The sequence below is a fragment of the Mycobacterium sp. 1165178.9 genome, assembly GCF_001673555.1.
Taxonomy (GTDB): Bacteria; Actinomycetota; Actinomycetes; order Mycobacteriales; family Mycobacteriaceae; genus Mycobacterium.
Genome location: NZ_LZMB01000362.1, coordinates 1 through 14,384, shown reverse-complemented (window position 1 = coordinate 14,384; position 14,384 = coordinate 1). Strand labels below are relative to the sequence as shown.

12 protein-coding genes, 1 pseudogene and 1 riboswitch are annotated in these 14,384 nt (G+C 67.0%); of the genes and pseudogenes, 8 read left to right on the top strand and 5 right to left on the bottom strand.

Translation table 11 applies throughout. The features are described from left to right. Window positions 1-20: 20 nt before the first annotated feature. On the top strand, window positions 21-1,352 hold the full coding sequence (locus tag A5652_RS15825; RefSeq protein ID WP_067353132.1) for an aspartate aminotransferase family protein: 1,332 nt from the start codon (window positions 21-23) through the stop codon (window positions 1,350-1,352). 11 nt (window positions 1,353-1,363) lie between these two features. Next, window positions 1,364-2,365 (top strand): SMP-30/gluconolactonase/LRE family protein, encoded by a 1,002-nt coding sequence (locus A5652_RS15820; protein WP_067353129.1) that lies wholly within the window; start codon window positions 1,364-1,366, stop codon window positions 2,363-2,365. A 4-nt stretch (window positions 2,366-2,369) separates the two neighbouring features. Here A5652_RS15820 and A5652_RS15815 read toward each other — a convergent pair whose 3' ends face one another. Then, window positions 2,370-2,603: a hypothetical protein gene (locus tag A5652_RS15815; protein WP_156745368.1), complete on the bottom strand. Its 234-nt coding sequence runs from the start codon at window positions 2,601-2,603 to the stop codon at window positions 2,370-2,372. Between the two features lie 333 nt (window positions 2,604-2,936). Here A5652_RS15815 and A5652_RS15810 point away from each other — a divergent pair, with 333 nt between their 5' ends. The 4 genes and pseudogenes from A5652_RS15810 to A5652_RS15795 form a co-directional block, all read left to right on the top strand. Next, window positions 2,937-4,103 (top strand): D-alanyl-D-alanine carboxypeptidase family protein, encoded by a 1,167-nt coding sequence (locus tag A5652_RS15810; protein ID WP_369805802.1) that lies wholly within the window; start codon window positions 2,937-2,939, stop codon window positions 4,101-4,103. 5 nt (window positions 4,104-4,108) lie between these two features. Then, entirely contained in the window at window positions 4,109-5,461 is a 1,353-nt protein-coding gene (locus A5652_RS15805; RefSeq protein ID WP_067353123.1) for a sugar porter family MFS transporter, read from the top strand. Beyond that, entirely contained in the window at window positions 5,452-6,585 is a 1,134-nt protein-coding gene (gene nagA / locus A5652_RS15800; RefSeq protein WP_067353119.1) for an N-acetylglucosamine-6-phosphate deacetylase, read from the top strand. Before A5652_RS15805 ends, nagA begins: the two co-directional genes overlap by 10 nt. A gap of 8 nt (window positions 6,586-6,593) precedes the next feature. Then, window positions 6,594-6,698 (top strand): annotated as a pseudogene (locus A5652_RS15795) (SMR family transporter); the annotation flags it as partial. Between the two features lie 20 nt (window positions 6,699-6,718). Here the strand turns inward: A5652_RS15795 and yhjD are convergent. Together yhjD and trpS are read right to left on the bottom strand one after the other, a co-directional pair. Then, complete coding sequence (gene yhjD / locus A5652_RS15790) at window positions 6,719-7,756, bottom strand: inner membrane protein YhjD (RefSeq protein WP_067353116.1); 1,038 nt, start codon at window positions 7,754-7,756, stop codon at window positions 6,719-6,721. A gap of 24 nt (window positions 7,757-7,780) precedes the next feature. Further along, a complete protein-coding gene (gene trpS, locus A5652_RS15785; RefSeq protein WP_067353114.1) occupies window positions 7,781-8,800 on the bottom strand; it encodes a tryptophan--tRNA ligase in 1,020 nt (339 codons plus the stop codon). A gap of 181 nt (window positions 8,801-8,981) precedes the next feature. On the opposite strand from trpS, the gene A5652_RS15780 reads away from it, so the two are divergent. Continuing rightward, on the top strand, window positions 8,982-9,779 hold the full coding sequence (locus A5652_RS15780) for an alpha/beta fold hydrolase (protein WP_067353134.1): 798 nt from the start codon (window positions 8,982-8,984) through the stop codon (window positions 9,777-9,779). Here A5652_RS15780 and A5652_RS15775 read toward each other — a convergent pair. Both A5652_RS15775 and A5652_RS15770 read right to left on the bottom strand, forming a co-directional pair. Continuing rightward, window positions 9,772-11,001 carry an NADP-dependent isocitrate dehydrogenase gene (locus tag A5652_RS15775; RefSeq protein ID WP_067353111.1) on the bottom strand — a complete coding sequence of 410 codons (1,230 nt, stop codon included), beginning with the start codon at window positions 10,999-11,001 and terminating at the stop codon, window positions 9,772-9,774. The genes A5652_RS15780 and A5652_RS15775 overlap by 8 nt on opposite strands. Before the next feature lie 28 nt (window positions 11,002-11,029). Next, on the bottom strand, window positions 11,030-13,264 hold the full coding sequence (locus A5652_RS15770) for an NADP-dependent isocitrate dehydrogenase (RefSeq protein WP_067353108.1): 2,235 nt from the start codon (window positions 13,262-13,264) through the stop codon (window positions 11,030-11,032). Window positions 13,265-13,413: 149 nt separating this feature from the next. Further along, window positions 13,414-13,535: riboswitch (SAM riboswitch) on the top strand. Between the two features lie 164 nt (window positions 13,536-13,699). Between A5652_RS15770 and A5652_RS15765 the strand changes: the two genes are divergently transcribed. Further along, window positions 13,700-14,384, top strand: a 685-nt coding sequence (locus A5652_RS15765) for a PLP-dependent transferase (protein ID WP_197513973.1), incomplete at its 3' end; no start/stop codon positions are given.

Below are 14,384 nucleotides of genomic sequence, written 5' to 3'. Positions count from 1 at the left end.
GCGCTAGGCTCAGCGGCAACATGACAGATCACCTCTGGCTGCACTTCGCACGGCACGGCCCGGACATCACCGCGCCGATCATCACTCGCGGCGAGGGTGTCACCCTCTTCGACGATCGCGGCAAGAGCTACCTCGACGGCCTGTCTGGACTGTTCACCGTGCAGGTCGGCCACGGGCGCACCGAACTCGCCGAGGTCGCCGCCCGGCAGGCCGGCACGCTGGCGTTCTTCCCGCTGTGGGGCTATGCGACTCCCCCCGCGATCGAGCTCGCCGAACGCCTCGCCGGCTACGCGCCGGGCGATCTGAACCGGGTCTTCTTCACCACCGGCGGCACGGAGGCCGTCGAGACCGCGTGGAAACTGGCCAAGCAGTACTTCAAGCTCACCGGCAAACCCGGTAAACACAAAGTCATTTCGCGCGCAATCGCCTACCACGGCACCACGCAGGGCGCGCTGGCGATCACCGGGCTGCCGAAATACAAGGCACCCTTCGAGCCGGTGACGCCCGGCGGCTTCCGGGTGCCCAACACCAATTTTTACCGTGCGCCCGAACCCTTCGGAACCGACCCGAAGGTCTTCGGACAGTGGGCCGCCGACCGGGTCGCCGAGGCCATCGAGTTCGAGGGCCCCGACACCGTGGCGGCGGTGTTCCTCGAGCCGGTGCAGAACGCGGGTGGCAGCATCCCGCCTCCCCCAGGCTATTTCGAGCGGGTGCGCCAGATCTGCGACGAATACGACGTGCTGCTGGTCTCCGACGAGGTGATCTGCGCGTTCGGCCGGATCGGGTCGATGTTCGCCTGCGACGACTTCGGCTACGTGCCAGACATGATCACCTGCGCCAAGGGAATGACGTCGGGCTACTCACCGATCGGCGCCATGCTCGCCAGCGAGCGGTTGTTCGAGCCGTTCAACGACGGCGCCACCATGTTCCCGCACGGGTATACCTTTGGCGGCCATCCCGTTTCGGCGGCCGTGGGGCTGGCGAACCTCGACATCTTCGAGCGTGAGGGCCTCAACGACCACGTCCGGACCCACGCGCCCGCATTCCGCGCCACCCTGGACAAGCTCTACGACCTGCCCATCGTCGGCGACGTGCGCGGCGAGGGCTTCTTCTACGGCATCGAACTCGTCAAGGACAAGGCGACCAAGCAGACCTTCACCGACGACGAACGCCGCACGCTGCTCGGTCAGGTGTCGTCGGCGCTTTTCGAGGCCGGGTTGTATTGCCGCACCGACGATCGCGGCGATTCCGTCATTCAGCTGGCACCGCCGCTGATCAGCGGCCAGGCCGAGTTCGACACCATCGAAGCCATCCTGCGCGATGTGCTGACGGAAACCCAGGCGCGCATCTAGGGTCGGTGGTCATGGCGCGCAAACCCCGTATCCACCCGGTGCGGTGGCAGCCGCCGCCGGTCGACGCACTGCCGGACATGCCGGCGCCGAACATCACCGTCGTCCCCCTCGGGGGTAACGGCCCCGAGGACGTCGTGGTCGACCCGGCCGGCCAATTGTGGACGGGCCTCGAGGACGGGCGCATCGTGCGGATCGCCCCCGGCGGCGAACACACCGTCGTCGCCGACACTGGCGGGCGGCCGCTAGGTCTGCACATCGCGCGTGACGGCCGGGTCCTGATCTGCGACAGCCATCGCGGGTTGCTCGCGCTGGACCCGTCCAGCGGCACGCTGGACGTGCTCGTCGAATCGGTCGCCGGCAGAAGGCTCAAGTTCTGCTCGAATGTCACCGAAACACCAGATGGCACAATCTATTTCACCGAGTCGACGAGCGATTTTCATTTTGAGCACTTCGGCGCCCCGATTCTGGAGGCGCGCGGAACCGGCGGCCTCTACCGCCTAGGCGCGGACGGCGCCGTCAGCACCCTGGTCGACGGGCTGTACTTCGCCAACGGGGTGACGGCCACGGCCGACGGGTCGGCGCTGGTCTTCGCCGAGACCCAGGCGCGCCGGCTCTCGAAGTACTGGCTGACCGGGCCGCGGGCCGCAACGGTGACACCGCTGGCGGTGCACCTGCCCGGCATGCCCGACAACATATCCACCGGCGGCGACGGCCGGATCTGGGCGGCGCTGGTCACCGAGGCGAATCCGGCGCTGGAATCGCTGTTGCCGCGGGCACCGATCATCCGCAAGGTGGTGTGGCGACTGCCCGAGCGGGTGCAACCGAAGATCAAGCCGGAGATCTGGGCGGTCGCGTTCGATCCGGACAGCGGCGCGGCTGTCGCGGGCCTGCGCACCGCGCGTCCGGACTTCGGCGGCGTCACCGGCCTGGTGGAGGCGGACGGCAGGCTCTGGATGGGCACCATCGGCTTCCCGGCGCTGGCCCACGTGGACCTGAGCGCCACAACGCTGTAAGCCGCTAGCTGGCGGCCACCTGCCGGACCGCGTCGGCGGCCATCATCACTTCACGGGCACGCGTGGCGGTCGGGTGGTTCCCGAACCGCGCTACGGCGTTGCACAGCCACGCCACCGCCGACCGCAGCTCCGGGTCGGTGGCGGCGTCACGGTGCAGCTTCAGCTCCGCCAACACCTGGTCGAACCCGGAACGCCGTACCTGCGTGGCCTTCTCGACCTGCTTGAGCAGATCGTTCAACGCTCGCGGGCCGCCCCCGGCCGAAGCGCTCGGACCGCCGCGATTTCGCCGCCAGGCGGACCAAAACCGATCGCGTGAAATGGCAAAACTCCTCCGATTCGGTGCGGTGGGTGGCTTCGGGCTGACCGCGCGCCCAGCGTATCGCGGCCTCGCGGGCACCGCCCAGTAACTTCCGTCTCACCAGTCACAGCGCGGCTCCCCGTGTTCGGGCCGCCGATCGCTTACTGTGCACAGACGATGACCCTGTTACGTTCCGCGTCATGCCTGGCAGCGGCGCTGTTCCTGATGGCCGCCCCGGTCACGTTGGCAGCACCGGCGACATTGCCGTTGGGCATGCCGCTCGCCACGGCCGAGCCGGGCGCCGAACCCAATGCCGCCCCGGCGGACTGCCCATACAAGGTGAACACCCCGAAGGCCGTGGATTCGTCGGAGGTCCCCACGGCCGGCGACCCGCCGATTCCGCTGGCGGTGCCGGCTAAGCCGGTGGGCGGTGACGCACTGGGCAGCTGCGGCGTCGTCACCGCGCCGAATACGCCGGCGCTTCCGAATGACGTTTCCGCCGACGCCTGGCTGGTGGCGGACCTGGACAGTGGCGCGGTCATCGCGGCAAAGGACCCGCACGGGCGGCACCGCCCGGCCAGCATCATCAAGGTGCTGGTCGCGATGGCCTCCATCAACGCCCTCAACCTGAACAAGTCGGTTCCCGGAACCGCCGACGACGCGGCCGCCGAGGGCACCAAGGTCGGCGTCGAAGAGGGCGGCGTCTTCACCGTCAACCAATTGCTGCACGGGCTGCTGATGCACTCGGGCAACGACGCCGCCCACGCGCTGTCCATGCAGCTGGGCGGCATGCAGCAGGCGCTGGAGAAGATCAACGTGCTGGCCGCCAAGCTCGGCGGCCAGGACACCCGGGCGGCATCGCCGTCGGGGCTGGACGCGCCCGGCATGAGCACCTCGGCCTATGACATCGGGCTGTTCTACCGCTACGCCTGGCAGAACCCGACGTTCGCCGACATCGTCGCGACGCGGACCTTCAACTTCCCCGGCCACGGCGACCACCCCGGCTACGAGCTGGAGAACGACAACCAGCTGCTCTACAAGTATCCCGGCGCCCTGGGCGGCAAGACCGGTTACACCGACGACGCGGGGCAGACATTCGTGGGCGCGGCCAATCACGACGGGCGGCGCCTGGTGGCGGTGCTGCTGCACGGGACGCGGGTGCCGATCGCGCCGTGGGAACAGGCCGCGCACCTGCTGGACTACGGCTTCTCCACCCCGCAGGGCACGCAGGTCGGCTCGCTGATTGCGCCCGACCCGTCCCTGGCGCCGGCCAAGCACGACGCCGCAGACCCGCTCGCCAACAACGCCGCGGCCGGCGGGATCATCGGATCCGCGGATGCCATGCCGATCCGGGTGGGCGTGGCGGTGATCGGCACCATCGTGGTGTTCGCGCTGATCATGATGGCCCGCTCGATGAACCGCCGACCACTTCACCGCTGAGCACCGTGGCAGGCGGATCGCGGCGCGGACTGCTGGTCGGGCTTACCGCCGCCAGCGTGGGCGTCATCTACGGCTACGACCTGTCCATCATCGCCGGGGCGCAGTTGTTCGTCACCGAGGACTTCGGTCTGTCCACCCGCCAGCAGGAGCTGCTGACGACGATGGTGGTGATCGGCCAGATCGCCGGGGCGCTGGGCGCAGGCGTGCTGGCCAACGTGATCGGGCGGAAAAGGGCGGTGGTGCTGATCCTGTTCGCCTACGCGGTTTTCGCGCTGCTGGCCGCGGTCTCGGTCTCGCTTCCGATGTTGCTGGCGGCCCGATTGCTGCTGGGGCTGACCATCGGCGTGACGGTGGTGGTCGTCCCCGTGTACGTGGCGGAATCAGCGCCGACGGCGGTGCGCGGTTCGCTGCTGACGGCCTATCAGCTGGCGATCGTCAGCGGGCTGATCGTCGGCTACCTGACCGGCTATCTGCTGGCCGGCACGCACAGCTGGCGGTGGATGCTGGGGCTGGCCTGCCTGCCCGCAGTGTTGTTGCTGCCGTTGGTGATTCGGATGCCCGACACGGCCCGATGGTATGTGCTGAAGGGCCGGACGGACGACGCCCGGCGGGCACTGTTGCGGATCGAACCCACCGCGCGCGTCGACGACGATCTCGCCGAGATCGGCCGCGCGCTGAGCGAGGCCTCGCCCGGCACCAGGGGTGGGTTCGGTGAGATGCTGCGGCCGCCGTACCTGCGGGCCACCGTCTTCGTGGTGGTCCTCGGCTTTTTGATCCAGATCACCGGCATCAACGCGATCATCTATTACAGCCCCCGCATCTTTCAGGCCATGGGCTTCACTGGCAATTTCGCGCTGCTGGGGTTGCCTGCGCTGCTGCAGGTCGCGGGGTTGGCGGCCGTCGGTGCTGCGCTGCTGTTGGTCGATCGGGTGGGTCGGCGCCCAATCCTGTTGTGCGGCACCGCCATGATGATCGTCGCCGACGTCGTGCTGATGGCGGTGTTCGGGTGGGGTTTCGGCGGCACGATCGCCGGGTTCGCCGGCATCCTGCTGTTCATCTTCGGCTACACCATGGGTTTCGGCTCCCTGGGCTGGGTGTACGCCAGCGAAAGCTTCCCGTCCCGGCTACGCTCGATCGGGTCGAGCACCATGTTGACCTCCAACCTGGTGGCTAACGCCATCATCGCCGCCGTCTTCCTGAGCCTGCTCCATTCACTGGGCGGCGCAGGCACTTTCGCGCTGTTCGCGGCGCTCGCGGCGGTCGCGTTCGTCTTCGTTTACCGGTATGCGCCGGAAACCAAGGGGCGTCAGCTCGAGGACATCCGCCACTTCTGGGAAAACGGCGGCCGATGGCCGTGATCGCCGCGGGCACCATGGTGCTCGACGGTCAGGTCTGCCGCCCCGGCTGGCTGCAGACCTCCGGCGGGCGGATCGCGGCCTGCTCGCCCGGCGTCCCGCCCCAACCGGCCGACTTCGACTTCCCCGATTGCACGGTGGTGCCGGGTTTTATCGACATGCACGTGCACGGCGGCGGCGGTGCCTCCTACACCGACCCCGACGGCATCGTCGACGCCGCCGCGTTTCACCTGCGGCATGGCACCACCACCACGCTGGCCAGCCTGGTGACCGCCGCGCCGGCCGAACTCCTGGGCGGGGTGCGCGCGCTCGCCGAAGCCACCCGGCGGGGCACGGTCGCGGGCATCCACCTGGAGGGGCCGTGGCTGAGCCGGGCGCACTGCGGAGCCCACGATCGCACCAAGATGCGTGACCCGGACCCGGCGGAGATCGATGCGGTGCTGGCCGCGGGCGGCGACACGATCCGGATGGCGACGCTGGCACCCGAGCTGCCCGGTGCCGACACGGCGATACGGCGTTTCGTGGGAGCGGGAGTCGTTGTGGCGGTGGGACATACCGATGCCACCTACCAGCAGACCAGGGACGCCATCGCGCTGGGCGCCACGGTCGGCACGCATCTGTTCAACGCGATGCCGCCGCTGCACCATCGCGAGCCCGGCCCGGCCCTTGCCCTGCTGCGCGACCCGCGAGTGACCGTCGAGGTGATCGCCGACGGCGTGCACCTACACCCCGACGTGGTGACGGCGGTGATCGCGGCGGCGGGAGCCGATCGGGTCGCCATGGTCACCGACGCGATCGCCGCGGCCGGTCGCGCCGACGGCGAGTTTCGGCTCGGCGCCGTGCCGATCGATGTCGTCGCCGGTGTCGCGCGGGTGCACGCGACGTCGACGATCGCGGGCAGCACCGCCACCATGGATCGGCTCTTCCGCACGGTGTATGCCGATGTCGGCCTGGCCGTCGCGGTGCAGACGACCGCCGCGACGCCCGCGCGAGCGCTCGGCCTCCAGCGGGTGGGCGTCCTCACCGCCGGCTACGACGCCAACCTCGTTGTGCTCGATGAGCTTTTAGGCGTATCCGACGTCATGGTGCGCGGCGCCTGGCAGGGTCGTCCAACGGATGATTGTTAGCATCGAGCCCCTCGCTGATATTCCTTGTCGCCGTGGCGCTTTCGATGACCGGGTTAGCGATCGCCATGCGCACCCTGCCGGTCGGAACCAGTTATGCGGTCTGGGCCTGCGTCGCGGGGCTGAAGCTGGTGGACTAGCGATCGCGGCGGGTCAAGCGGGCGATTCGGGAAAGCGCCAGCGCACCAACGGCTCCCAGCGCCATCGCGGTCAGCGTCCGGCGGGTACCCCGGCCCTCGTCCATCTGCACGCGCGGCGCGATGATCGCCGGGGCGGGAGGGGCGACGGGTCGGCTGCGGGGATCGTCCGAGGCCGTCGCCGCCCAGGCGGTGCAGAACAGCACGAGATACGCGGTGATGTAGGCAAACACCATCAACCCCAGTACCGGCCCGAAGGCCGCGCCCGCCGGGCTGCGCAGCACCGTCCGCAGGTAGATGGAACCGACCTGTTTGAACACCTCGAAGCCGATCGCCGCGATCAGTCCGGCCCGCATCGAATCGACGAAGCTGACCTTCTCGCGGGGCAGGCGGGCGATCATCCAGGTGAACAGCAGCCAGGACACCAGCGTCGCGATCAGGATCGAGAACAGCCAGAACAGCCAGTCGAACACCACGAACTGCGGTATGCCAAGCCATTTCAGCAGCGCGCGCATGGGCGCGGCGTGGCCCACGGTGGTCAGCGCGACCGTGGCCACGATGATTGCGAACGTCCCCATCATCGCCAGCAGATCGGAGAGCTTGTTGCGCACAAAGCCCGGCGACTCGATGTGTACGTCCCACCACATCTCCGTCACCGCCTGGCGCAGGTGCGATATCCAGCCCAGTCCGGCCGACACGGCGGTGGCCAAACCGATCACGCCGACCGACGTCCGGGCGTCGATGGCCGAGTTCATCAGCTCCTGAAGCTGGTTACCGAGCGCCCCGGTCACCTGGGAACGGATGTGGTCGTCGATGCTGCTCAGCAGCTGGGGCCGGCGGGCCAACACGAATCCGAAGACCGCGAAACCGACCATCAGCAAAGGAAACAACGCGAAGATCGTGTAATAGGTGAGGCCGGCCGCGAAGAACCCGCCGTTGCGCTCATCGAAACGCTGGTAGGCGCGGATGACGTGATCGATCCACCCGTACCGGGCGCGCAGCCGATCAAAAACGCCCGCCTTGGCCGGCTCGCTCATCGCACGACTCCAATGAGAGCGGTACTAGCTCCGTTGTGGAAGAAACCCAAGCCGATCGTAAACCCGCCGAACCGTTTTCCCGGCCACATCGTTGGCCTTTTCCGCACCGGCCGCGAGCACGGCCTCCAATTCGGCGAGATCGGCGGTCAGTTCGTCGACCCGGGCCTTGATGGGGGCGACGAATTCGACGACCGCATCGGCGGTGTCCTTCTTCAAATCGCCGTAACCCCTTCCGGCATAGCGTTCCACGAGCGTGTCGATTCCGGCGCCGGTGACCGCGGACTGGATGCTGAGCAGATTGGACACGCCCGGCTTGGCCTCGGTGTCGAAGCGGATCTCGCGCTCGCTGTCGGTGACCGCGGAGCGAATCTTCTTGGCCGACACGGCCGGTTCGTCGAGCAGGTTGATCAGACCGGCGTCGGTGGCAGCCGACTTGCTCATCTTGGACGTGGGGTCTTGTAAGTCGTAGATCTTCGCGGTGGCCTTGGGAATGAACATGTCCGGCACCACGAACGTCTCCGGAAAGCGGCTGTTGAACCGCTCGGCGATGTCGCGCGCCAACTCGAGGTGCTGGCGTTGGTCCTCACCCACCGGCACCAGATCGGTGTCGTAGGCCAGCACGTCGGCCGCCTGCAGCACCGGGTAGGTGAACAACCCCACGGTGGTCGAGTCGGCGCCCTGGCGCAGTGACTTGTCCTTGAACTGCGTCATCCGCGACGCCTGCCCGAAGCCAGTGAAGCAGCCCAGCACCCAGGCCAGCTGGGTGTGGGCGGGCACCTGGCTCTGCACGAACACGGTGCTGCGGGCCGGGTCGATGCCCAGCGCCAGATACTGGGCGGCGGTGATCAGGGTGCGGCGGCGCAGCGCCTCGGGATCCTGGGCGACGGTGATGGCGTGCAGGTCGACCACGCAGAAGAAAGCGTCGTGGTCGTCCTGCAGCGCGACCCACTGTGTGATGGCGCCCAGCGCGTTACCCAGGTGAAGCGAATCGGAGGTGGGTTGCACGCCGGAGAAAATCCGGCTTGATCCGGTAGCGGTGCTCATGATGCACCGATCTTTTCACGCGCGGCCCTGCCGCCGAGTGTGCGGCCAGCTCCACCCTCGGTGCCGAGTGTGCGGCATGCCGCGCGCCCGCGATCAGCCCGCCTTGCGGTACCGGCGGTACCACATTTACTGTCGGGCTATGAGCCGTCCGCCTATCCACGTGGGTTCCGGAGAGCCGGTCTTGATGCTGCACGGATTCCTGATGTCGCAGACGGTATGGGAGCCGGTCGCGCCGCGGCTGGCCGAGACCGGCCGCTTCGAGGTCTTCGCCCCCACCATGGCCGGGCACCACGGCGGGCCCTATGCGGGCACCTGGCTGCTGAGCTCGTCGGTGCTGGCCGACCACGTCGAGCGCCAGCTCGACCAGCTCGGATGGGAAACCGCGCACATGGTGGGCAACTCGCTGGGCGGCTGGGTCGCCTTCGAACTGGAGCGGCGCGGGCGCGCCCGCAGCGTGACCGGCATCGGCGCCGCGGGCGGATGGACGCGGTGGAGTCCGGTGAAATTCGAGGTCATCAGCAAGTTCATCGCGGGCATGCCGTTCCTGGCGCTGGCGCGGCTGTTCGGCGAGCGGGCGCTTCGGTTGCCGCTCGGTCGGCGGCTGGCGACCCTGCCGCTCACGGCGACGCCCGACGGCATCAGCGAGGACCAGCTCGCCGTCGTCGTCGACGACGCCGCGCACTGCCCCGCCTACTTCCAGCTGCTCGCCAAGTCGCTGCTGGACCCCGGCCTGCTGCAATTGGCCGACACCGCGGTGCCCGTCCAGCTCGTGCTATGCGAGAAGGACCGCGTGGTGCCGGCGAGCAGGTTCAATCGGCACTTCACCAACTTCCTGCCGCCGGGAACGAAGGTCACCGAGCTCGACGGCGTCGGTCACGTCCCCATGTTCGAGGCGCCCGACCGAGTCGCCGCGACCATCGCCGACTTCATCGACGAGTGCAGCGCCGGGGCTGATCGGCGGCAACCGCCGGCTAGCTAGCCAGCCGTTTTTCCAGGTTCTCCGCGATCGAGTCCAGGAACTCCTCGGTGTGTAGCCACTTTTGGTCGGGGCCGACGAGGATGGCCAGGTCCTTGGTCATCTTCCCGCCCTCGACCGTGGACACGACCACGTTCTCCAGCGTCTGCGCGAACTCCGTCACCTCGGGGGTGTCGTCCAGCTTGCCGCGGTGCGCCAGTCCGCGCGTCCAGGCGAAGATCGAGGCGATCGGGTTGGTCGAGGTCGGCTTGCCGGCCTGGTACTGGCGGAAGTGCCGGGTGACGGTGCCGTGCGCGGCCTCGGCCTCGACCGTCTTGCCGTCGGCGGTCATCAGCACCGACGTCATCAGCCCCAGTGAGCCGTAGCCCTGCGCGACGAGGTCGGACTGCACGTCGCCGTCGTAGTTCTTGCAGGCCCACACGTAGCCGCCCTCCCACTTCAGGCAGGCCGCGACCATGTCGTCGATCAACCGGTGCTCGTAGGTCAGTCCCTCGGCCTCGAACTCCTCGGAGAACTCCTCCTCGTAGACGCGCTGGAACTCGTCTTTGAACATGCCGTCGTAGGCCTTGAGGATGGTGTTCTTGGTGGACAGGTACACCGGCCACTTGGCGTTCAGCCCGTACTTCAGCGAGGCGCGCGCGAAGTCGCGGATGGAGTCCCTGAAGTTGTACATCCCCATCACGACGCCGCCGTCTTCGGGGATGGACACCACCTCATGCACCATCGGCTCGCCGCCGTCGGCAGGGGTGAAAGTGATTGCGACGGTTCCGGGTTTGTCGACCTCGAAGTTGGTCGACCGGTATTGGTCGCCAAAAGCGTGGCGGCCGATGACGATTGGCTTGGTCCAGCCCGGCACCAGCCGCGGCACGTTCGAGATCATGATGGGCTCGCGGAAGATGGTGCCGCCCAGAATGTTTCGAATCGTCCCGTTGGGCGACGGCCACATCTTCTTGAGGTCGAACTCCTGCACGCGGGCCTCGTCGGGGGTGATGGTGGCGCACTTGACGCCCACGCCGTGCTTCTTGATGGCATTGGCCGCGTCGATGGTCACCTGATCGTCGGTGCTGTCACGATGCTCGATACCCAGGTCGTAGTAGTCCAGATCGATATCGAGGTACGGCAGGATCAGCATGTCCTTGATGGACTTCCAGATGACGCGGGTCATTTCGTCACCGTCGAGCTCTACGACGCGCCCCTTGACCTTGATCTTGGCTTCGTCTGCCATGTCGAGTCCGGCTTCCTGCTTGCGGGCCCTAGCCTGTCGAAGCCGCTAGTGCCTCGTTGAGGGTCTTGCTCGGGCGCATGATCGCCGTCGTCTTCTCACTGTCCGGGTAGTAGTAGCCGCCGATGTCGACGGCCTCGCCCTGGGCCTCGGCCAGTTCGGCCACGATGGTGTCCTCGTTCTCACCCAACGAGTCGGCCAGCGCGGCGAAGTGCTCGCGCAATTCTTCGTCGTCGGATTTCGCGAGTTCCTGCGCCCAGTACAGCGCCAGGTAGAACTGGCTGCCGCGGTTGTCGAGCTCACCGGTCTTGCGCGACGGGCTCTTGTCGTTCTCCAGCAGCTTGCCGATCGCGGCGTCCAGCGTCTTGCCCAGGACCTTGGCGCGCTCATTGTCGGTCTTGATGCCGATGTCTTCGAAACACGCTCCGAGAGCGAGGAATTCACCCAGCGAATCCCAGCGCAGATGGTTCTCCTCGACGAGTTGGTGAACGTGCTTGGGCGCCGAACCGCCGGCGCCGGTTTCGTACATTCCACCGCCGGCCATCAGCGGCACGATGGACAGCATCTTGGCGCTCGTGCCCAGCTCCAGGATCGGGAACAAGTCGGTGAGGTAATCGCGCAGGATGTTGCCGGTCGCGGCGATGGTGTCCTGGCCGCGCATCGCGCGCTCGATCGTGTACCTCATGGCCCACACCTGCGGCATGATCTGGATCTCGAGGCCCTCGGTGTCGTGTTCCTTCAGGTACGCCTTGACCTTCTTGCGCAGCTCGACCTCGTGCGGCCGCTCGGTGTCCAGCCAGAACAACACCGTCATACCCGAGTTCCTGCCCCGGGTTACCGCGAGCTTGACCCAGTCGCGGATCGCTTCGTCGGTGACGACGGGCATGCGCCAGATATCGCCCTCCTCGACGTTCTGCGTCAGCAGGACTTCCCCGGTGTCGAGGTCGACGATGTTGGCGACACCGTCCTCGGGGATCTCGAACGTCTTGTCGTGCGAGCCGTACTCCTCGGCCTGCTGAGCCATCAGGCCCACGTTGGGAACCGTGCCCATCGTCCGCGGATCGAACTGCCCGTGGGTTTTGCAGAAATTGATGATCTCCTGGTAGATCCGCGAGAACGTCGACTCGGGATTGACGGCCTTGGTGTCCTTCTGCCGCCCGTCGGCGCCCCACATCTTGCCGCCCGCACGGATCATCGCCGGCATCGACGCATCCACGATCACGTCGCTGGGTGAATGGAAGTTGGTGATGCCCTTGGCGGAATCGACCATGGCCAGCTCGGGGCGGTGCTCGTGGCAGGCGTGCAGGTCGCGGATGATCTCCTCGTGCAACGACGCGGGCAACGACTCGATCTTGTTGTACAGATCGACCAATCCGTTGTTGACGTCGACGCCGAGCTCGTCGAAGAGCTCCTGGTGCTTGGCGAACGCGTCCTTGTAGAAGACCTTCACCGCGTGACCGAAGACGATCGGGTGCGAGACCTTCATCATCGTCGCCTTGACGTGCAGCGAAAACATCACGCCGGTCTCGTATGCGTCCTGCATTTGCTCCTCGTAGAACTCGACGAGGGCCTTCTTGCTCATGAACATGGAATCGATGACGTCGCCCTCGCGCAGCTCGACCTTGGCCTTCAGCTCGAGGGTCTGTCTGCTCTTGGTCTCCAGCACCATCTTCACGTTGCGCGCGCGGTCCAGCGTCATCGACTTCTCACCGTGGTAGAAGTCGCCGTGCCGCATGGTCGCGACGTGAGTACGCGAGGCCGGTGACCAGTCCGCCATGCTGTGCGGGTGCTTGCGGGCGTATTCCTTCACCGCCTTGGGCGCACGCCTGTCCGAGTTGCCCTGCCGCAGTACCGGGTTGACCGCGCTACCTAGGCATTTGGCGTAGCGCGCGCGGATCTCCTTGTCCTCGTCCGTCTTTGGACTCTGCGGGAAGTCCGGGATCTTGTATCCCTTGCCCTGCAACTCCTTGACGGCGGCGATCAGCTGGGGGACCGAGGCGCTGATGTTCGGCAGCTTGATGATGTTGGTGTCGGGCAGCTCTGTCAGCCGGCCCAGTTCGCCCAGGTTGTCCGGCACCCGCTGCTCTTCGGTCAGATCATCGGGGAACTCCGCCAGAATCCGGGCGGCCACGGAGATGTCGCTGGTCTTGATCTCGATGCCCGCCGGCTCGGCGAAGGCGCGCACGATCGGCAGGAACGCATAGGTCGCCAGGAGCGGCGCTTCGTCGGTCAGTGTGTAGAAGACGGTCGGCTGTTCGGCGCTCACGGTCCCTCTCCCGGCATCAATGATGGTTCAAAATTTCGGGGCTCAGCGTTCTGACTGCCACGTTATCAAGGGTGTTTGGACAGGTGTCGACCTGCAGGTGCACCGCGATAGTTGGCACCGACTCGGCACAGTAAGATAATCTCCGTATTGGTCATGAGCGCCAGCATCAAGCCCCGGCTTGCTGGCCGGCAACCCTCCAACCGCGGTGGGGTGCCCCGGGTGATGACCAGGTTGAGTAGCCACACAACCGGCTATCCGGCAAGCGCGGGTCCGCCATGACGGGCCCCTGAGCAGACAGGGAAACGTGATGTGCATTCTCCCGGCCTTTTCGCGCCTCATCGTGTGTCGCTGCTAACCCACGGCGCCGGCTGACGCCCCATTCCGGCGTCCCGGCCGTCGATTGAGCAGATTTCCCTACCAGCAGAAAGCAACCCCGTGACCTCCGACAACGCCGATCACGACACCGACCCGACCGCAAATTGGTCGTTCGACACCAAGCAGGTCCACGCCGGCCAGCAGCCGGACAGCGCCACCAGCGCCCGCGCCCTGCCGATCTACCAGACCACGTCGTACACCTTCGACGACACCACGCACGCCGCCGCCCTGTTCGGGCTGGAAGTGCCGGGCAACATCTACACCCGGATCGGCAACCCGACCACCGACGTCGTCGAGCAGCGCGTCGCCGCGCTCGAGGGCGGGGTGGCGGCGCTCTTCCTGAGCTCCGGGCAGGCCGCCGAGACCTATGCCATATTGAACCTGGCGTGTGCCGGCGATCACATCGTCTCCAGCCCGCGGCTCTACGGCGGGACGTACAACCTGTTCCACTACTCGCTGGCCAAGCTCGGCATCGAGGTCACCTTCGTGGAGGACCCCGACGACCTTGATTCGTGGCAGGCAGCGGTCCGGCCGAACACCAAAGCCTTCTTCGGCGAGACCATCTCCAACCCGCAGATCGATGTGCTGGACATCCCCGGGGTCGCCGGGGTCGCGCACGCCAACGGCGTCCCGCTGATCGTCGACAACACCATCGCCACGCCGTACCTGATCCAGCCGTTCTCCCACGGCGCCGACATCGTCGTGCACTCCGCCACCAAGTACCTGGGCGGGCACGGATCGGCGA